Annotated in this window: 22 protein-coding genes; 12 read left to right on the top strand and 10 right to left on the bottom strand. The window is 57.5% G+C overall.

The genetic code is table 11. The features are described from left to right. Nucleotides 1-4: 4 nt before the first annotated feature. Together AUK77_RS11815 and AUK77_RS11810 are read right to left on the bottom strand one after the other, a co-directional pair. The gene (locus tag AUK77_RS11815; RefSeq protein WP_296129886.1) at nt 5-748 is read right to left on the bottom strand and encodes a transporter substrate-binding domain-containing protein; all 744 of its coding nucleotides are present in this window, start codon (nt 746-748) and stop codon (nt 5-7) included. Nucleotides 749-851: 103 nt separating this feature from the next. Continuing rightward, complete coding sequence (locus AUK77_RS11810; protein ID WP_296129885.1) at nt 852-1,943, bottom strand: endonuclease/exonuclease/phosphatase family protein; 1,092 nt, start codon at nt 1,941-1,943, stop codon at nt 852-854. A 196-nt stretch (nt 1,944-2,139) separates the two neighbouring features. Here AUK77_RS11810 and AUK77_RS11805 point away from each other — a divergent pair, with 196 nt between their 5' ends. Further along, the gene (locus AUK77_RS11805) at nt 2,140-2,973 is read left to right on the top strand and encodes an SDR family oxidoreductase (protein WP_296129882.1); all 834 of its coding nucleotides are present in this window, start codon (nt 2,140-2,142) and stop codon (nt 2,971-2,973) included. Nucleotides 2,974-2,984: 11 nt separating this feature from the next. Here the strand turns inward: AUK77_RS11805 and AUK77_RS11800 are convergent, their stop codons facing one another. Beyond that, entirely contained in the window at nt 2,985-3,647 is a 663-nt protein-coding gene (locus AUK77_RS11800) for a hypothetical protein (protein WP_296129879.1), read from the bottom strand. Nucleotides 3,648-3,831: 184 nt separating this feature from the next. On the opposite strand from AUK77_RS11800, the gene AUK77_RS11795 reads away from it, so the two are divergent. The 3 genes from AUK77_RS11795 to AUK77_RS11785 all read left to right on the top strand — a co-directional run bounded on the left by AUK77_RS11795 (nt 3,832) and on the right by AUK77_RS11785 (nt 5,226). Further along, on the top strand, nt 3,832-4,311 hold the full coding sequence (locus AUK77_RS11795; protein WP_296129878.1) for an NYN domain-containing protein: 480 nt from the start codon (nt 3,832-3,834) through the stop codon (nt 4,309-4,311). A 3-nt stretch (nt 4,312-4,314) separates the two neighbouring features. Then, nucleotides 4,315-4,941 (top strand): 3'-5' exonuclease, encoded by a 627-nt coding sequence (locus tag AUK77_RS11790; RefSeq protein ID WP_296129876.1) that lies wholly within the window; start codon nt 4,315-4,317, stop codon nt 4,939-4,941. Nucleotides 4,942-5,049: 108 nt separating this feature from the next. Beyond that, on the top strand, nt 5,050-5,226 hold the full coding sequence (locus tag AUK77_RS11785; RefSeq protein ID WP_143003799.1) for a DUF6435 family protein: 177 nt from the start codon (nt 5,050-5,052) through the stop codon (nt 5,224-5,226). A gap of 60 nt (nt 5,227-5,286) precedes the next feature. Here the strand turns inward: AUK77_RS11785 and AUK77_RS11780 are convergent, their stop codons facing one another. Next, complete coding sequence (locus tag AUK77_RS11780) at nt 5,287-6,252, bottom strand: hypothetical protein (RefSeq protein ID WP_296129874.1); 966 nt, start codon at nt 6,250-6,252, stop codon at nt 5,287-5,289. 122 nt (nt 6,253-6,374) lie between these two features. After that, a complete protein-coding gene (locus AUK77_RS11775) occupies nt 6,375-7,280 on the bottom strand; it encodes a GlxA family transcriptional regulator (protein ID WP_296129993.1) in 906 nt (301 codons plus the stop codon). Between the two features lie 238 nt (nt 7,281-7,518). On the opposite strand from AUK77_RS11775, the gene AUK77_RS11770 reads away from it, so the two are divergent. Then, on the top strand, nt 7,519-8,655 hold the full coding sequence (locus AUK77_RS11770) for an acyl-CoA dehydrogenase family protein (RefSeq protein WP_296129873.1): 1,137 nt from the start codon (nt 7,519-7,521) through the stop codon (nt 8,653-8,655). A 58-nt stretch (nt 8,656-8,713) separates the two neighbouring features. Here AUK77_RS11770 and AUK77_RS11765 read toward each other — a convergent pair whose 3' ends face one another. Beyond that, a complete protein-coding gene (locus AUK77_RS11765; protein WP_296129871.1) occupies nt 8,714-9,751 on the bottom strand; it encodes an NADP(H)-dependent aldo-keto reductase in 1,038 nt (345 codons plus the stop codon). Nucleotides 9,752-10,001: 250 nt separating this feature from the next. On the opposite strand from AUK77_RS11765, the gene rplM reads away from it, so the two are divergent. From rplM to AUK77_RS11730, 7 genes are all read left to right on the top strand, one after another. Further along, nucleotides 10,002-10,430 (top strand): 50S ribosomal protein L13, encoded by a 429-nt coding sequence (gene rplM / locus AUK77_RS11760; protein ID WP_090249152.1) that lies wholly within the window; start codon nt 10,002-10,004, stop codon nt 10,428-10,430. Between the two features lie 14 nt (nt 10,431-10,444). Further along, nucleotides 10,445-10,837 carry a 30S ribosomal protein S9 gene (rpsI, locus tag AUK77_RS11755; protein WP_296129869.1) on the top strand — a complete coding sequence of 131 codons (393 nt, stop codon included), beginning with the start codon at nt 10,445-10,447 and terminating at the stop codon, nt 10,835-10,837. Between the two features lie 254 nt (nt 10,838-11,091). Continuing rightward, complete coding sequence (petA, locus tag AUK77_RS11750; RefSeq protein ID WP_296129866.1) at nt 11,092-11,685, top strand: ubiquinol-cytochrome c reductase iron-sulfur subunit; 594 nt, start codon at nt 11,092-11,094, stop codon at nt 11,683-11,685. Then, nucleotides 11,685-12,896 carry a cytochrome bc complex cytochrome b subunit gene (locus AUK77_RS11745; protein WP_296129865.1) on the top strand — a complete coding sequence of 404 codons (1,212 nt, stop codon included), beginning with the start codon at nt 11,685-11,687 and terminating at the stop codon, nt 12,894-12,896. Before petA ends, AUK77_RS11745 begins: the two co-directional genes overlap by 1 nt. After that, the gene (locus tag AUK77_RS11740) at nt 12,896-13,675 is read left to right on the top strand and encodes a cytochrome c1 (protein ID WP_296129863.1); all 780 of its coding nucleotides are present in this window, start codon (nt 12,896-12,898) and stop codon (nt 13,673-13,675) included. Before AUK77_RS11745 ends, AUK77_RS11740 begins: the two co-directional genes overlap by 1 nt. 164 nt (nt 13,676-13,839) lie before the next feature. Continuing rightward, nucleotides 13,840-14,457: a glutathione S-transferase N-terminal domain-containing protein gene (locus tag AUK77_RS11735; RefSeq protein WP_296129860.1), complete on the top strand. Its 618-nt coding sequence runs from the start codon at nt 13,840-13,842 to the stop codon at nt 14,455-14,457. A 15-nt stretch (nt 14,458-14,472) separates the two neighbouring features. Next, nucleotides 14,473-14,886 (top strand): ClpXP protease specificity-enhancing factor, encoded by a 414-nt coding sequence (locus tag AUK77_RS11730; protein ID WP_296129858.1) that lies wholly within the window; start codon nt 14,473-14,475, stop codon nt 14,884-14,886. A gap of 86 nt (nt 14,887-14,972) precedes the next feature. On the opposite strand, the gene AUK77_RS11725 is transcribed toward AUK77_RS11730, so the two are convergent. From AUK77_RS11725 to AUK77_RS11710, 4 genes are read right to left on the bottom strand one after another with little or no spacing between them, the layout of a single operon-like run. Next, nucleotides 14,973-15,506 carry a BON domain-containing protein gene (locus tag AUK77_RS11725; protein WP_296129855.1) on the bottom strand — a complete coding sequence of 178 codons (534 nt, stop codon included), beginning with the start codon at nt 15,504-15,506 and terminating at the stop codon, nt 14,973-14,975. Next, complete coding sequence (locus AUK77_RS11720; protein WP_296129853.1) at nt 15,503-16,096, bottom strand: phosphoheptose isomerase; 594 nt, start codon at nt 16,094-16,096, stop codon at nt 15,503-15,505. Before AUK77_RS11720 ends, AUK77_RS11725 begins: the two co-directional genes overlap by 4 nt. 30 nt (nt 16,097-16,126) lie before the next feature. Continuing rightward, nucleotides 16,127-16,501 (bottom strand): YraN family protein, encoded by a 375-nt coding sequence (locus tag AUK77_RS11715; RefSeq protein ID WP_296129850.1) that lies wholly within the window; start codon nt 16,499-16,501, stop codon nt 16,127-16,129. Then, the gene (locus tag AUK77_RS11710; RefSeq protein ID WP_296129849.1) at nt 16,498-18,309 is read right to left on the bottom strand and encodes a penicillin-binding protein activator; all 1,812 of its coding nucleotides are present in this window, start codon (nt 18,307-18,309) and stop codon (nt 16,498-16,500) included. Before AUK77_RS11710 ends, AUK77_RS11715 begins: the two co-directional genes overlap by 4 nt. Between the last annotated feature and the right edge of the window lie 52 nt (nt 18,310-18,361).

Raw genomic sequence — 18,361 nt, 5'->3', positions numbered from 1 at the left:
CGTTTTAGGGCAGGCGCAGGTCTTCGCCGGCCGCCTGCAGTTCGGCATAGGCCCGGTCCAGTGCGTCACGCAGCGCTTCGGCGCCGGGAGCGTGGCGCGAGACGATCCATTTCGTGGGGATACGTTGCAGCTCGATATACGGCAACTCGGACATGCCCAAACGCGTGCGCGCCTGATCCACCGGGGTTTGGTAATCGAGCAGAAAGTCGCCGCGGCGTCGTTGCAGCATTTCCAAAGCGGCGGTATGCGTGCCGGTGCGGTGTTGCTGGATGGCCAGTGCGGGGTCTGCCAGGATCTGGTTGATGCCTTGCCAGTAGGTGTAGCCGTTGATCACGATGACGCCACGGCCTTTGAGGTCCTCTGGTAGGCGCGGCATTAGCGTGTCGCGGCGAAAGTACAGATTAAGGACGATCTCGCCGAGCGTGGTGCGGCTTTCCAGGGTGTGTTCGCGCAGCGCGACTTTTCCCGCCGCGCCGGGCCAGACATGCACGGTGCCCTCTTCCAGACCGTTATACAGCCGCGCGCTGGGATAGGAGCGCACTTGCGCGCGGTAGCCGGCATGTTCCAGCAGGCGTTCGCTGAGTTTGAGGATGGCTCCCTGAGGGCGGCCCTGGCTGTCGCTGTAGGAGTAAGGCGGAAACTCGTAAAAACCAACCTGCACCACTGGGCGTGGGTCATTGGCGTCAGTAGCGATGCAGTTCCCGCTGTACAGCGCGGCAAGCAGCATAAGGCAGAGTAACTGTGGCATTGGGGGTTAGGCACCGCGGCTAAAGCCGTCTTTTATGTGGGTAATGTGACAGTTTGAATATGGCCAGGCGCGCCGGGCTTTGTCCAGAACCTTGCAGTAAAACTCAGTCTTGAGTGGGTAATAAAAACCGCGCGACCACGGGCAAATGGTCGGAGATGCGCAGCGTGTCCTGCTGGCGCACATGGGCGTCGAGCAAGGTCAGTTGCGGGCTGTAAAACAGGTAATCGAGGGTGCGGTCCGCGGTCTTGATCGCCGGGTCGTTAGGAATGTGGGTGTACCAGCGGGCTTGCTCATCGCCGTTGGCATCGTGCAGCGCCGGCACCATGGCAAAGCGTTCGGCCAGGCTCTGCAATTCGCTGTCGGGGCTGTACCAACTGCGTTGGCTGGGGGGCAGGCTGGCATATTGGCCGGGTGGCAATAGGTTGAAATCGCCACCCAGTACCCAGGGCGTGCCCTCGGCCTGAAGTTGGTCAAGCAGGCTGCGGGTCATCGCCACCTGACGCTGCATGGTGTCGTTGCCTTGTGCGAAGGCATCCAGGTGGGTGTTGATGGCCGCCAGTTCGCCACCTCCGCGAATTGGCAAATGACTCACCAGCAAGGCGCGTTTGAGATTGAACTGCCGACTGATGGGGTCGGCGGGCATCTTGGGCAACTGCAGGCGTTCGCTGCGGTTGATCTGAAAGCGGCTGAGAGTACCCAGTTGCATGCCGACGCTGCCCAGAATTTTCGGGTGCGGGACGAAGGCCGCCTTCCAGTAAAAAGCCTGTGTGCTGCAAGGGTAGAGGTCGCTCAGGCGCTCTTGCAGCAGGGCAAGTTGGTTTTGGTAGTCCGTGGCTTTGGCGCCGTTGTGCAGTTCTTGCAGCAGAATAATATCGGGCTGCGCATCGCGTAATACGCGGGTCACTTCATCCAGCGTGATGGCTAGATCGGCAGCGCTGGGGCGCCGGTCGGGTCCGCTGCCGTCAGCCAGGTCGTACCAGAAGACATAGCCCTTGCCCGCCAGGTACTGCACATTCCAGCTCATGACTTTCAAGGCCTGGCCAGGTTGCAAGATCGGTGCGCTGGCCGGGCAGTTTACGTCGGCGCGTTCGCGCGCAGCGGGGTGCCAGGTCAGGCTGTAAATCAAGGCTGCTGTGCCGCAGACCAGGCTGGCCACACTGAGTAAAAACAGGCGCAGAGGGCGGGGCAGTGACATGGACGGAATCGCTTATGGCTGGACTATGCTGAGCGAACGAGCATACCGGAGATGCGTGCGTATGCCGATCTGACCAGCGGGTTTTCGCACGGCATGTTGTGCGCGGGCTTGCGCCTTCAAACGGTCGCAGGTGGTTGCAGAGGCGTCGCCAACAAGGTGTAGTAAATGCACCGCGAAGCAGACACAGGGGCCATATATGTACCGCAAGGTGTTCGCCAATAAGGTGTTTGACCGCAAGGTGGTGGTGATTACTGGCGGCTGTGCCGGGATCGGCCGCGCACTGGCCATGCGTCTGGCGCAAGCCGGTGCACGCGTGGTGATTTTTGACCTGCAGCAGCAGGCGCTCGACAGCCTGGTGCAGCACCTGGCCGATCACCACAACGTCGAAGCGTTGGGCGTGCTGTGCGATGTGGCCGATGCCGCCGCCGTGGCTCAAGCCATGGCGCTGACGGTTGAGCGTTTTGGCGGCATTGATGTGCTGGTCAACAATGCCGGCATCACCCACCGCAGCAGCTTTGCCGACACGGAATTGGCTGTTTTCCAGCGCATCATGGCCGTCAACTATTTCGGCGCGTTGCACTGTACCAAGGCCGCCTTGCCCAGCCTGATCGCGCGTGGTGGGCAGATCATCGTGCTCAGCTCGCTCTCCGGCTTTGCCCCATTGCTCTACCGCAGCGCTTATAACGCCAGCAAACATGCCTTGCATGGGTTGTTTGAAACGCTGCGCTTTGAGCTCAAAGGCTCGGGCGTCAATGTGATGCTGGTGTGCCCCGGTTTTACCGCCACCGACCTGCGCAAGAATGCGCTGGTGGGCGATGGCTCGGTGGCCGCGCAGCCGCCGCTGGCGATGGGGCAGGTGGCATCGCCACAGGATGTGGCCGAAGCCATTTTTCAGGGCGCGCTGAAACGGCGTCGGCTGCTGGTACTGTCCAATGTCGACTGGCGAGCCCGGCTTCTGGCGCGTTTCTTCCCGCGGGTTTTTGAGCGTATCTTGCTGCCGCGTTTGTCCGGTCTAAAGCCACCGCGCTGAGCGCGTCGCGGTCATTCGCTGTTGGCTTTGAGGCTGCGCAGCATAAACAAACGGAACAGCACCACGGTCGAGAACAGTTGCGCAAAGCGGCTCAGGCAATCGAGCGCCAAACTCGCCAGTGCATTACTTTCGAAGGCCGGGTTGCTTTGGCTCCAGCCATCCAGTAGCCACAGCGGCAACATGATGCCCAGGATGCAGCCGAGCATGGGCCAGAAATAGCCGGTAGTGAGGGTGAAGCTTTCCTGTAGCGCTTTGAGTGGGCTGAGCCCGCGCAGTACCAACAGGTATTCGGCAAAGGCCAGCTTGACCATCAGCCACAGCCCCGGCAGCACAAACAGGTAAGCCCCCAGCACAATCGCAAAGGTGCTGATGCCCGCCAGCAGGGCAAAGCTTGGCCACAGGCGCAGGCCGGCTGCCAGCAAGTCGAGCAGGCGTGGCGATGCGCCCCGGCTGCGCGCATCCAAAAACAGGATCAGCGCCGCGCTGTAGATCGGATAAAACAGCAGCCCCGCCAGCAAGCGCCACTGCAACGTCGACGCCGAATCCGTCAGCTGGTCGACCTGCTGCAGCAGCAAACCTTCCAAAACGATCAACGGCAAGCAAAGGCAGGCAATGGCCGTCAGGTTATGGGTAAAGAAGTACCAGGCGTCGCGCAGGGCAGTGAGTATGTTCATCGTGGTCGCATGCGTAGGAAGGAGCCAGCGCACTCTAGCCGATTGCTGCGGGTGCTCCAATTTCTTCAGGCGCACAAACGTGGCCAGGTTTTTCTGTGATGCGCGTTTGGCCGTTGCTTCGGTCGTTGTAGGTTGCCTTCTGGCATACTGCCTGGCGCTTATTGCCCTGCTATGAGGATTACCGGTGAAGAAAATCGCCGTTTTCGCCGATGTACAAAACCTCTACTACACCGTGCGCCAGGCCTATGGCTGCCACTTCAATTACGCCGCGTTGTGGGCGGACATCAGTCAGCACGGGCAGATTGTTGAGGCCTATGCCTACGCCATCGACCGTGGCGATCACAAGCAGCAGCAGTTTCAGCAGATCCTGCGCAACCTCGGCTTTAGCGTGAAGCTCAAGCCGTTTATCCAGCGCAGCGATGGTTCGGCCAAAGGCGATTGGGATGTGGGCATCACCATCGACATCATGGACGCCGCGCCGCGTGTGGATGAGGTGGTGCTGGCTTCCGGTGACGGTGATTTCGACCTGTTGCTGGACAAGATTCGTGGCAGTTATGGCGTTGAGGCCGTCGCGTACGGTGTGCCGGGGCTGACGGCGCAATCGTTGGTGCGCGCGGCCAGTCGTTATGTGCCGATTGAAGGCAGTCTGTTGCTGAGAAACTGATTAATGCTGGCTGATTCCATTGCTGTACTCGACTTTGAAACCACCGGCATGTCGCCTGCTCAGCAGGCGCGCGCGACGGAAATAGGCGTGGTGATCGTCGAGGGCGGGCAGATTGTGGCGCGTTACCAGAGCCTGATGAACAGCGGTGCCTGGGTGCCGCCCTTTATTGAGCAGCTCACCGGCATCACTAATGCCATGGTGCGCAGCGCGCCGCCTGCTGCGCAGGTGATGCAGGAGGTCGCTGAGTTTGTCGGCGAGCGACCGCTGCTGGCGCACAACGCCAGTTTTGATCAGAAGTTTTGGGATGCCGAGCTGGCGCTTATTCGTCGTAAGCGCGTGCAGCCGTTTGCCTGCTCGTTGTTACTGTCGCGCCGACTGCTGCCGATGGCCCCCAGTCACAAGCTGGGCAACCTGAATCGTTGGGTGGGGCTGCCGGACACCGGCAAGGCGCACCGCGCACTGGCCGACGCCGAGATGGCGGCCAACCTCACCTGCTTTATGGCGGCCTTATTGCACGAGCGGCATGGCATTGCCGAGATTTCCCACGATCTGCTGTGCAGCTTGCAGCGTGTGCCTGCGGCAAAAATGTCGCAGGCCTTGCAGACGCTACGCGAGCAGAGCGTGAGTTAAACCAAGGTGTTATCAGCTTGTTACATCTGAGCCGTCTGCTGGCTGTTTAGCTGGATTAAGCTGTTGTTCTACCTGACCGGGTAATCCTTCTCGACAGAGGCATTGAGTATGTTCGGTTTGTTCAAGAGCGACCCTGCGAAGAAATTACGCAAGCAATACAGTGCCAAGCTGGAAGAGGCGATGCAGGCGCAACGCAACGGTGATATCCGCAGTTACTCCATGCTCACGGAAGAGGCGCAGGCCCTGTGGGCACAATTGGAGCCGCTGGAGCGGGCCAAGCAGTAATTGCGTTAACCCCAAACGAAGAAGGCTGCCGATTGGCAGCCTTCTTTCGTTTAGGCGGGGTTAGTTTTGCGCCAGGGTTTGTTCGAACTGGGCCAGCAGGCGTTTGGCGTGCGCCACTTCCAGCGCTTCCATGGCGTTGATCGGTTTGATCGACGCCGCGCGTTTGAGGTGTGCAAGGGCTTTTTCTTGCTCGTCATCGCCGTAAACGTACATCAAGGCGTTGGCGTACTCGTAATGACCGATGGGCAGATTGTCCTGCGCCTTGAAGCTGCGGCTGAAGTACTGCTCCATGTTGTCGGTACTGACGCCATAGGTCATGCGCCCGACCATTTTCCCGACCTTACGGATCACCCCGGCTTCATAGCCGCCATACAGTGCCAGCGCAAAAGGCTGTTGCGGGTGCTTGGCGAGTAGGGCTTTAAGTTCGTTAGGGATTTGCGTGGTGTAGCCGCGCTGAAGCACCACCGGCACGGAGAGTTCTTCACCCAGACGCGCCTTGGCATACACGCGACCAAACTGGGCCGCGGTGTCGGCTTGCACCAGTTCGCCGGCCTGATCGGTGTAGCTGATCACTTCCTCAAGCAGTTTGTGTTTTTCGGCCTGATCAGGCACCAGAAAAAGGGCATAGACCACTTGAGCGAACATGGCCGGGATTTGTCCGCCCACACCCAGCGCCAGGCCTTGCTCCTTGGCTTCGGCAAAATCGCCCCGGAACATCAAGCGCCAAACGTCTTGCAACTTGGCCGCGTAAATTTCGGCCTCTTCGGGTTTGCCGCTGAAGCCGATGTTTGCTTCTACGGTTTTTTCCAGCACTTGTGGATGTCGGGTCGCCATGGTGATGACCCAGTCGGCATCCGGGAAGGGATAGTCGTTGCCAAAACCGCGTGTCAGTTGCGGCCAAGCTTGGCGCAACTTATCGCCTGAGTAATCAAAGGCGCTCTGGTCGTGAGGGAAGGGTTTCCAGTTATCGGCGGCTACAGCGTTAAAGCTGCAGGCTGCAAGCAGGGCGATAAGAGTGCGGCGCATGGCGATGACCTGATTGTTGTAGTTATGGATGCGCCGATCATAGAGCGCCGCACGGCGTAACCCACCCATCCAAGGATGAGTTGCGCGGGTGATTGTCAGGTCAGATGTGTTACCGCCCGATCTTAAGCATGGCTGTCTTTGTGTTGGAACTGACGGCGGTATTGGTTGGGCGACAATTCCGTGTGCTGACGAAACAGCCGGGCAAAAAAGCTGGCGTCGTCGTACCCCACTTCGTAACTGATGGTTTTGATGCTTTTGCGGGTGGCGCTGAGCAAGCCCTTGGCGGTCTCGATGCGCAGCCTTTGCAGGTAATGCAGCGGTTTATCGCCGGTGGCCGTCTGGAAGCGGCGCATAAAGTTGCGGATGCTCATGCCGTGCTCGCGCGCAACATCCTCGAAGCGGAACTTGTCGGCGAAGTGGTCTTCTAGCCACTGCTGGATCTGCAGAATGGTCACGTCGTGGTGCAGTTTTTGCCCGCCAAAGCCGATGCGGCCGGGGGCATAGTTGCGCTGCACTTCATACAGGATGTCGCGCGCCACGCCTTGCGCCACGCTGGCACCGCAATAGCGTTCGATCAGGTAAATATACAAGTCGCATGCCGAGGTAACACCGCCTGCGCAATACAGGTTGTCGGCGTCGGACAGGTGCTTTTCCTGGTTGAGCAGCACCTTGGGAAAGCGCTCGGCAAACTCGTTAAAGAACCGCCAGTAAGTAGTCGCTTCCTTGCCATCGAGTAAACCAGCTTGCGCCATCCAGAATACGCCGGTGGCTTCCCCGCAGATGGCCGTGCCCGCAGCGTGACGTTGCTTGAGCCAGCTGAGCACCTGCGGGTGGCGCTGGCATAAGGCATCAAAATCATCCCAGAACGCCGGCAGGATGATCACATCGGCATCTGCCAGCGCGCCATCGACCGGAATCAGCACGTCGCTGAAACTGCGCACCGGTTGGCCGTCAGGGCTGACCAGGTGAATTTCAAAGGTCGGTGTCAGGCCCAGCCCCTGCTGTTTGCCGAAACGCAGGCTGGCCATATGAAAGAAATCCTTGGCCTGCATCAGCGTGGAGGCGAATACACCCTCGGTGGCCAGGATGCTGACGCGGCGCAGCAGTGCGGATGACGTGTTTGGCATATTTAGTATTCTTATTAAGGCTAAGTGGTCATGAGCTGGCTGGATCGTCTTATTTATTGGCGCTTGTGTCCAGTGTAACCAAGCGTTTGCTTGGCTAAAGTCGAGCCACGTTTAATCACGCCCACGAACAGGTGTAGTCATGATCCCAAGAACGATCTTCAGCTCCGAGCACGAACAGTTTCGCGACACAGTGCGCAAGTTTCTTGAGCAGGAAGCTGTGCCGTTTCATCACCAATGGGAAAAGGATGGCCATATCGACCGCGCGTTGTGGAACAAGGCGGGCGAGGCCGGCATGCTCTGCTCGCACATCCCTGAGGAGTACGGCGGCATGGCCGCTGATTTTCTCTACAGCACAGTGGTGATCGAGGAGGTCGGACGTTTGGGTTTGACCGGCATTGGTTTCTCTCTGCACTCGGACATCGTCGCGCCCTATATCCTGCATTACGGCACCGAGGCGCAGAAGCAGAAATACCTGCCCAAACTGGTGTCCGGTGAAATGGTCACCGCCATCGCCATGACTGAACCGGGTGCAGGCTCCGACCTGCAGGGCGTGAAAACGTCGGCGGTGCTGGACGGCGACGAGTATGTGATCAACGGCTCGAAGACCTTTATCACCAATGGTTTTCTTGCCGACCTCGTGATCGTCGTGGCCAAGACCGATCCGAAGGCCGGGGCCAAGGGCACCAGCCTGTTTCTGGTTGAGGCGGGCACGCCGGGCTTCTCCAAAGGCAAGCGTTTGGAAAAAGTCGGCATGAAGGCGCAGGACACCTCCGAGCTGTTCTTCCAGGACGTGCGTGTACCCAAGGAGAACTTGCTGGGTCAGGCCGGTATGGGCTTTGCCTACCTGATGCAGGAACTGCCGCAGGAACGGCTGACTGTCGGCATCGGCGCGTTGTCTTCGGCCGAGGCGGCGCTGAAGTGGACGCTCGATTACACCCGTGAGCGCAAAGCCTTTGGCAAGGCGGTGGCGGACTTCCAGAACACGCGCTTTAAGTTGGCAGAAATGGCCACGGAGATTCAGATTGGCCGGGTCTTTGTTGATCGTTGCCTTGAACTGCACCTGCAGGGCAAATTGGATGTGCCGACAGCGGCGATGATCAAATACTGGGGCACGGACCTGCAGTGCAAAGTGCTGGATGAGTGCGTGCAGTTGCATGGTGGTTACGGCTACATGTGGGAATACCCGGTGGCGCGTGCCTGGGCAGATGCGCGTGTGCAGCGCATCTATGCGGGTACCAACGAGATCATGAAAGAGATCATTGCGCGTTCGTTGTAATCATTTCTGAATTAAAAAAGCCCGGCGATTGCCGGGCTTTTTTATATCAATGAGCTGGTCAGGGGGCGGGGTTGGGCTGCGCCTTGTGGATGGCTTCAATGCCCGCCAGCACCTCGGCTGATAGCTTCAGGTCGCTGCTGGCCAGGTTGCTGTCTAATTGCGCCAGGCTGGTGGCACCGATGATGTTGCTGGTCACAAACGGCTGCGCGGTGACAAAGGCCAGCGCCATCTGCGCCGGATCAAGGCCATGTTCGCGGGCCAGCGCGACATAGCGTGCGCAAGCCGCCTCCGACTGCGGATTGGTATAGCGGGTAAAGCGGCTAAACAAGCTAATACGCGCATTGCTAGGCCGTGCGCCGTTTTCGTACTTGCCGCTGAGCATGCCGAATGCGAGGGGCGAGTAGGCCAAAAGGCCACATTGCTCGCGCATGGCAATTTCTGCGAGGCCCACTTCAAATGTGCGGTTGAGCAGGTTGTAGGGGTTTTGGATGGAAACGCTGCGCGCCCAGCCGCGCTGTTCGGCCAGTTGTAGAAATTTCATGGTGCCCCAAGGCGTTTCATTGGACAGGCCGATGTGGCGGATCTTGCCGGCCTTGACTTGCTCATCCAGTGCTTCGAGCGTTTCCTCAAGGGGCGTGAAGTCGCTGTCATGATGTTGATAGCCCAGTTGACCGAAGTAGTTGGTCGGTCGCTCTGGCCAGTGCAGCTGATACAGATCGATCCAGTCGGTTTGCAGGCGTTTGAGGCTGGCATCTAGGGCCGCAACAATGTGTGCACGGTTATGCTTGAGTTGGCCGTCACGAATGTAGCCAATGCCATTACCAGGGCCGGCAATTTTGCTGGCTAGCACCCAGTCGGCGCGATCACCGCGCTGTTTGAAGTAGTCGCCGATGATCTGCTCAGTCTTGCTGTAAGTCTCAGCGCGCGGCGGCACAGGGTACATTTCAGCGGTGTCGATGAAGTTGACGCCATACGCTTTAGCACGTGCAATCTGTGCCATGCCCTCGCTGGCCGTATTTTGCTCGCCCCAGGTCATGGTGCCCAGGCACAGGCTGCTGACCTTGATGTCGCTGCGGCCGAGTTGGCGGTAATCCATTGCAAGCTCCTCAAAAATGGTGGGTCGGTGTAAATCGTGTTGAAATTCTCCGCGCAATCTGCATAATTGCGCACCTCTTTCTGCAGTGGAAGTGATGCGCCGCCTGCCGAAGAATCTTGCCGTATTACGGACGCGCTGACCCGAGCCCCCGATAGCGCCTGTTTTCGGCTGCCTTTGACTTGTCAAAGTACGCACTATTCAGTAAGATCCGCCGTCTTATTTATCAGGGCGGCCCCTGAGGCTATAAAGAATGAAAACTTTTACTGCTAAACCGGAAACAGTTAAGCGCGACTGGTTTGTCGTCGACGCTGCAGGTCAGACCCTGGGTCGTCTGGCTACCGAAGTTGCAAGCCGTCTGCGTGGCAAGCACAAGCCTGAATACACTCCGCACGTTGATACCGGCGACTACATCGTCATCATCAACGCTGAGCAGATTCGCGTTACCGGTGCCAAGACCACTGACAAGATGTACTACTCCCACTCAGGTTTCCCGGGCGGCATCAAGTCGATCAACTTCGAGAAGTTGATCGCTAAAGCCCCTGAGCGCGTGATCGAGACCGCGGTTAAAGGCATGCTGCCGAAGAACCCGCTGGGTCGCGACATGTATCGTAAGCTGAAAGTGTATGCGGGCGCTGCTCACCCTCACACTGCTCAGCAGCCCCAAGAACTGAAGTTTTAACGGAATAGTTCATTATGTCGGCGACTCAAAATTACGGCACTGGCCGTCGCAAGACCGCAACCGCTCGCGTCTTCCTGCGCGCTGGTACTGGCAAAATCTCCATCAACAACCGTGAACTCGACACTTTCTTCGGTCGCGAAACTGCCCGCATGGTAGTTCGTCAGCCGCTGGAGCTGGTTGAGATGGTTGAGAAGTTTGATATTTACGTTACCGTTGTTGGCGGTGGTGTAAGTGGTCAGGCCGGTGCGATCCGTCACGGTATCACCCGCGCCCTGATGGACTACGACGAGTCCCTGCGTCCGGCACTGCGTAAGGCAGGCTTCGTGACTCGCGATGCTCGTGAAGTTGAGCGTAAGAAGGTTGGTCTGCGTAAAGCGCGTAAGCGTCCGCAGTACTCCAAGCGTTAATTCGCAGTCTGCGTTCCAAAAAACGCCCAGCTTCCTCGCGGAGTTGGGCGTTTTTTATGGGTCGTCATTGGTTGTGCGGCATCATGCCGCACGGGCCTATCCCTCGAATTGCAAGGGTTTGCGTCTGCTGGCAGTGGGTAATTACCTTGTCAGTAAAGGGGCTTTTCTTTACCATTTGAAAAATTTTGTGCGACTCGAAATTTACCTAGTATAGGCCTGACCAACAGGCCATAAAGCTGATGGGAGACGACTGAATGAGCAATGACGGCGTGAATGCAGGCCGGCGTCGCTTTCTGGTAGCAGCCACCTCGGTGGTGGGTGCTGCAGGAGCGGTGGGTGCCGCGGTCCCTTTTGTGGGGTCCTGGTTCCCTAGCGCCAAGGCTAAAGCTGCCGGGGCACCCGTTAAGGTGAACGTCAGCAAAGTTGAGCCAGGTCAGCAAATGGTTGCTGAGTGGCGCGGGCAACCGGTGTTTATTGTCCGCCGTACCGAGGAAATCCTCAGTAATCTGGGCAAGATCGAGTCGCAACTGGCTGACTTTGATTCAAAAGCATCTGTGCAGCCGAGTTATGTTGATCCCAAGACTCGCTCGATCAAGCCAGAAGTCCTTTTGCTTGTCGGCCTGTGTACTCACCTGGGTTGCTCGCCAGGCTTCCGCCCGGAAGTTGCACCTGCCGACCTCGGTGCCGACTGGGTAGGCGGTTATTTCTGTGCCTGTCACGGCTCGCGCTATGACCTGGCCGGTCGTGTGTACAAGGCGCAGCCAGCCCCTCTGAATCTGCCGGTACCGCCGCACACATACGAGTCTGATGACGTGATCATCGTCGGTGTGGATCAGGAGAAAGCATGATGAGTAAATTCATGGAATGGGTCGATGCGCGCTTTCCCGCGACCAAGATGTGGGAAGAGCATCTCTCCAAGTACTACGCGCCCAAGAACTTTAACTTTTTCTACTTTTTCGGTTCGCTTGCCCTGCTGGTTCTGGTTAACCAGATCGTAACGGGTGTCTGGCTGACGATGAGTTACACCCCGACCGCCGAGGGTGCGTTCGCTTCAGTCGAATACATCATGCGTGACGTCGAGTACGGCTGGATCCTGCGTTACATGCATTCCACCGGTGCTTCTGCGTTCTTCGCGGTGGTATATCTGCACATGTTCCGTGGCCTGCTTTATGGTTCTTACCAGAAGCCGCGCGAACTGGTGTGGATCTTCGGTATGCTGATTTATCTGATGCTTATGGCTGAAGCCTTCATGGGCTATCTGCTGCCTTGGGGCCAGATGTCCTACTGGGGTGCCCAGGTGATCATCTCGCTGTTCGGGGCTATTCCGGTAATCGGCGCGGACCTGACTCAGTGGATTCGTGGTGACTACCTGATTTCTGGTATTACCCTGAACCGCTTCTTTGCGCTGCACGTTGTGGCACTGCCAATCGTGATTCTGGGTCTGGTTGTGTTGCACATCCTGGCGCTGCACGAAGTAGGCTCGAACAACCCTGATGGCGTGGACATCAAGAAGTTCAAGGACGAGAACGGCAAGCCGCTTGATGGCATTGCTTTCCACCCTTACTACACCGTGAAAGATATTGTTGGTGTTGTGGTGTTCTTGTTTGTCTTCTGCTTTGTGCTGTTCTTCTTCCCGGAGATGGGTGGGTATTTCCTCGAGAAGCCGAACTTTGAAGCGGCCAACCCATTTAAAACGCCTGCACACATTGCCCCGGTTTGGTACTTCACACCGTTCTACGCGATTCTGCGTGCGGTGCCAGACAAGCTCTTAGGCGTAATCGCCATGGGCGCAGCCATTGCAGTGTTGTTCGTGTTGCCATGGCTGGATCGTAGTCCGGTTAAATCGATGCGTTACAAGGGTTGGATGAGCAAGGTTTGGCTGCTGATCTTCTGCATATCCTTTGTGATTCTGGGTGTGCTGGGTGTTCTGGCTCCAACCCCAGGCCGTACGCTGTTGTCGCAGGTATGTACCATCCTGTATTTCGCGTACTTCCTCTTGATGCCGTTCTATACCAAGTATGAGAAGACTAAACCGGTTCCGGAAAGGGTGACTGGCTAATGAAGAAGCTATTTGCTGCACTCATTTTTGCTGCAATGCCTGCGTTGGCGATTGGCGCTGCATCTGACTATCCGTTGGATAAGGCTAATGTTGATCTTAAGGATAAGGCTGCTCTGCAGGATGGCGCGCGCACGTTCGCCAACTACTGCATGGGTTGTCATGCTGCTCAGTACCAGCGCTATGAGCGTGTTGCCAATGACTTAGGTATTCCACACGAAGTCATGCTGGAGAATCTGGTGTTCACTGGTGCGAACATCGGTGACCACATGAAGATTGGCATGCAGGTGTCGGATGCCAAGTCTTGGTTTGGTGCGGCGCCACCTGACTTGACTCTAGTGGCGCGCGTGCGCGGCAACGACTGGTTGTACACCTACATGCGTACTTTCTATGACGACCCAAGCCGTCCATTGGGCGCCAACAATAAGGTATTCCCCAATGTGGGCATGCCTAACGTGTTGGTCGGTCTGCAGGGCAAGCAGGTTATTGGTTGTAAGCAGGTGCAAGTGGTTGAAAACGGCAAAAAGCAGTTTGATCCACTGACCGGCACACCCATCACCCATGAGGCCTGCGATCAGCTGACTGTCGTGCCAAAGACGGGTGAACTGAGCGCAGAAGAGTTTGATGAGAAGGTCCGCAATCTTGTGACTTTCCTCGCTTACTCAGCTAATCCGGTGAAACTGCAAAGCCAGCGTATCGGTACCTACGTATTGCTGTATCTTGCCTTCTTCTTTGTATTCGCCTATTTGCTCAAGCGTGAATACTGGAAGGATGTGCATTAATCCTTTGCAGCATTGTTACTAGCTCGCGCGCCCTTTTGGGGCGCGCTTGCTTTGTGCCCTGCCATTTCGGCGGTCCTTCAAGGAGGGCCGTTGCAAGTCCCGTCAAAAATTGCTCACGGCAATTTTTTCTGCTTCACATAACTTTATAAGCGAGGAGGATCGCCATGGGCGTGACCAATCGGTTGGCCTGCTACTCCGACCCCGCCGACCACTATTCCCACCGCGTACGCATTGTGCTCGCCGAGAAGGGTGTCAGCGCCGAGATCATCAGTGTCGAAAAGGGCCGCTATCCAGCCAAGCTGCTTGAGGTTAACCCTTATGCCAGTTTGCCTACTCTGGTGGACCGTGATCTGGCGTTGTATGAGTCAACGGTTGTGATGGAATACTTGGATGAGCGCTATCCGCATCCACCGCTGCTACCTGTTTATCCGGTGGCGCGTGCGAATAGCCGTCTGCTGGTGCATCGTATTCAGCGTGACTGGTGTGCTCAGGTCGACTTGATACTCGACCCGCGCAGTAAAGAGGCCGCACGTGCTGTGGCTCGCAAGGAATTGCGTGAGAGCCTGACGGGCGTTTCGGCGCTGTTTGCTGACAAGCCGTATTTTCTCAGCGAAGAAATGAGCTTGGTCGACTGTTGCTTGCTGCCTATCCTTTGGCGCCTGCCGATACTGGGTATCGAGTTGCCTAAGCCGGCTAAACCGTTGCTCGATTACATGGAGCGTCAGTTTGCCCGCGAGGCGTTTCAGGTCAGTCTTTCACCTGTCGAACGTGACATGCGTTAACTCAAGGAGCTGGTCATGAAGTCGAGCCGTCCTTATTTGGTGCGCGCCCTCTATGAGTGGATTGTGGATAACGATTGCACGCCGCATTTGCTGGTCGATGCGGAATATGTTGGCGTTCAGGTACCAAGCGGTTTCGCCAGCGATGGGCAGATCGTGCTGAATGTTTCGCCTACAGCTGTGCGCAATCTGCACATGGATAACGAAGCGGTGAGTTTTGAAGGCCGTTTTGCGGGTGTTCCGCAAAGCTTGTACATCCCGGCGGGCGCTGTGCTTGCCGTGTACGCCCGTGAGAACGGGCAGGGCATGGTTTTTGAGTCCGAGCCTTCCGCTATGGGGCGTGAGGAAATCGAAGATCCGGATGAAGAAGTTTCACCTGATGACGAGCCGCCGCGGCCTAGTGGCAGACCTAGTCTCAAGGTCGTCAAGTAAGACGTCGTTGAAGCTGCAGGTTTGCATGCAGTCGCAATAAAAAAATGGGCGCCGATGGCGCCCGTTTTTTTGTGCTTAGCGTGCAGTCAGTTGGTGTACTGAAACAGCTTCACGACCTTTTGTACGCCGGAAACACTCTGAACCAGGTTGGTTGCATGGTTGGCCTCAGCCTGCGACACCAGCCCGAGTAGGTATACGATGCCATTCTCGGTGATGACCTTGATCCTGCTACCTGGCACCGTGCTGTCTGCAAGCATCTGGGTTTTGATGCGGCTGGTGAGCAGTGAGTCATTGCTGCGAACCAGCAGCGAGGTGGGGTTTTGGATCTGCAGTTCGTTGTGTATTTTTTTGACGTTGTTGACCCGTCGCGCTGCCTGCTCGGCAATGCCTTTTAGGTCGTTACGAGGGGTTTGCCCCGCCAAGAGGACGACGCCGTTGTAGCTGGTGACGATGATGCGCGACGTTGGGCTGGTGAGATCAATATGCGCCCTGGCGATATTGGAGCTGACTTGTGAGGGGATGAACTGGTCGTCAATTTTGTTGCCGACGCTGCGATTGCCGCAGCCAGCCAAGACCAAGCTCAGTGCAAGAACAGCAAGAATCAGTGGTGAACGGGTCATTCTTCACTCCCAAACAATTGACTGTCGATCAGGTCGCACAGGCAGTGGATGGCCAGCAAGTGGACTTCCTGAATCCGTGCGGTAACTTTTGACGGTACGCGGATTTCCACGTCTTCCGGCAACAGCAGCGAGGCCATGCCGCCGCCATCACGGCCGGTCAGGGCCACAACGAACATCTCGCGATCGTGAGCGGCCTGTATCGCCTGGATAACGTTGGCCGAGTTGCCGCTGGTGGAAATTGCCAGCAGCACGTCGCCGGGTTGGCCGAGGGCGCGAATCTGTTTGGAAAAAACCTCGTTGTAGCTGTAATCGTTAGCGATTGAGGTGATGGTCGAGCTGTCTGTAGTCAGTGCGATCGCCGGCAGGCTTGGGCGTTCCCGCTCGAAGCGATTGAGCAACTCAGAAGAGAAGTGCTGAGCATCGCCAGCTGAGCCGCCATTGCCGCACGAAAGGATTTTGCCTTCGCTGAGCAAGGCCTGAACCATGACTTGGCTGCCCTGTTCGATAAAGGGAATGAGCACTTCCATAGCCTGTTGCTTGGTTTCAATACTGGCTTGGAACAGGTGGCGAATACGGGCTTGCATATCCATCGTAGATATAACCTTCAGTGTGGCGTCTGTTCAGGTATCAAAGGCGTTTTGAATCCAGTCCAGTTGCGCGGGGGCTTGGCCGTCGGCGTTTATGGCAATCACATCAAAGCGGCATGGGTACTTGGCCCAGCGGGATTCTTGTTGCAAAAAGAGTTGAGCAGCGCGGCTGAGTTTCTCACGTTTGCGTGCGTCTACGCTCGCTGCCGCGCCGCCCCAGGCGCTATAGCGCCGATAGCGAACTTCAACGAATACTACTGTATCGGCGTCGAGCATGACCAGATCGAGCTCGCCGAGGCGGCAGCGCCAGTTTTGCGCCAGCAGGCGCAGGCCGTGCTTTTCGAGATGCTGCCGAGCCATGGCTTCGGCAGCCTCACCGCGTTGTTGTGTGTTGATGCGCTCGCTCAAAGGCTGATGTCAGGCAGTGCCTGAACTTGGCCGTCGCGGAACTCAGCCCACGGCAACTGTCGCTCGATGCGTTGTGCTGGGCCAAGGCCCAGATTGCCGGATAAGCCTTGCAGGCGCATCTCCGGCAGTGCTTTGAGTTGACTCAGGCGTGGTGCCAGCTGAAAGGCGTCAGCACCCATGGCGTAGAGGCGGCCAAGGCTGCCAGCCGCTTGTGGCCATTGTGCGCTGGCTTGCTGGCGTAGCGGGTCATTAACGTTGAGCAGCCAGGGCGTCTCGCAGAACATGATGCCGTTGAGATCAACGTACTGGGCCTGATTAAAGATGCCGGTAAACAGGTGTGATGTGGCGTAAACCGGAACATCACCTGCATATTGGAAGGCCAGGGTAGGTTTGATCTGTTGGGCTTGCTGCGGTGTTGCGGCGAGAAAGATGAAATCTACATCGCGGCGCCGCGAAGGGGCGGCTGCAATGCTGCTACCCAGCGTGTTTTGCAGGCGCTTACTGCGCGCTTCACTTTCGCGCAGTTGGAACAGGTCGGCAATCTGGCGGGCCAGTTCAACCGGCTGATCGACGTGCTCGGCAGCGATCAAAGTTCCGCCTTGGGCTTGCCAGCTTTGCCGGAAGGCGGCAAGTACGCGATCCCCCCATTCACCGTTGGGCACCAGTGCAACAGCGCGGCGCATCCCGTCGGCCCACGCGCGGCGGGCAACTTCGCGCGCCTCGTCTTCGGCGGCAAGGCCGAATTGGAAGAGCTGCGCTGGACCTTCCTGATTGGTTTCGCTGTAGTTCAGGGCCAGGGTGGTGATCGGCAGTTGTTCGCGGCTGCTAAGTTGGCTAACCAGATTTTTTTCCAGTGGGCCAATCACCAGCTGTACGCCAGCGGCTTGCGCTTGTGCATAAAACGCATCCATGGAGCCAATGCGCGAGCTGTCGAAGAATTGAATGTTGGGTGGGTTTTGACCGGCCTGTTGGGCTTGGTAGTGAGCGGCCATAAAGCCATCGCGCAGAGCACGTGCAACGCTGGCGAGTTGACCGTCTTGCGGTAGCAGTAGGGCTATTTCAGTCAGCGGCTGGCTGGAGAGTTTTTTCAGCTCGATGAGGGCTTGCGGTAGTTGGAGCGCCGCTGGATGCTGAGGGTTGGCGGCAACCCAGGCATCAACGGCTGCTTGTTGTTGTTCCAGCGTGCCGGCTGTTTTTGCGGCGCGGGCCAGGGCAAGCCAGCCATCAAGATCGGCATCGCCGCTGGCCTGTAAATCATCCTTTGCAAGATAGGAAACCAGTTCCCAGATGGTTTCCTGATTGTTCAATGCGCTTGCACCGCTCAGTAGCGGGGCAATGAATGCGCGCTCGCGTGCTGCTGCCAGGGATTGACCGGTGGCTTGCAGCGCTTTAGCGCGAACCAATTGGCTGCGTACCTGTTGCTCAACGGGCAGTTCGCCAAGCCGCTCCAGGCTAGGATGATTGAGTGCACGCAAGGCAGCCTTGGGTTTATTGCGCTGCATATCCAATTCAGCACGCAAGGTGCTGGCATAGATCTGCTGCGCAGGTTTGAGGCTGTCCAGTGAGACTTGATCGAGGATGCTGCCGGTGCGGGCGAAGTCATTCTCTTTATAAACCATGTCTGCCGCTGAGAGGCGCAGAGAGGCGGCTTGCTCGGCAGGGCTTTCTGCCGCCTGCTGCAGCAACTGTTCGATGCTGGCTTGCGGCGTGCGTGGCAGCTCGCCCAGCGTGGATGAAGGCTGGCTGGCGCAGGCGGCAAGCAAGCCCGCGAGGCAGATGACAAAAACCGGGCGAAGGCAGGCGATCATGTAAGCGTTCCTGATACTTGATCAAAATGAGTTCGAATTGTACCCAAGCGCG

The organism is Pseudomonas sp. Ga0074129, from assembly GCA_001465025.1.
GTDB lineage: Bacteria > Pseudomonadota > Gammaproteobacteria > Pseudomonadales > Pseudomonadaceae > Aquipseudomonas.
This window is presented reverse-complemented; position numbering and strand designations above follow the sequence as displayed.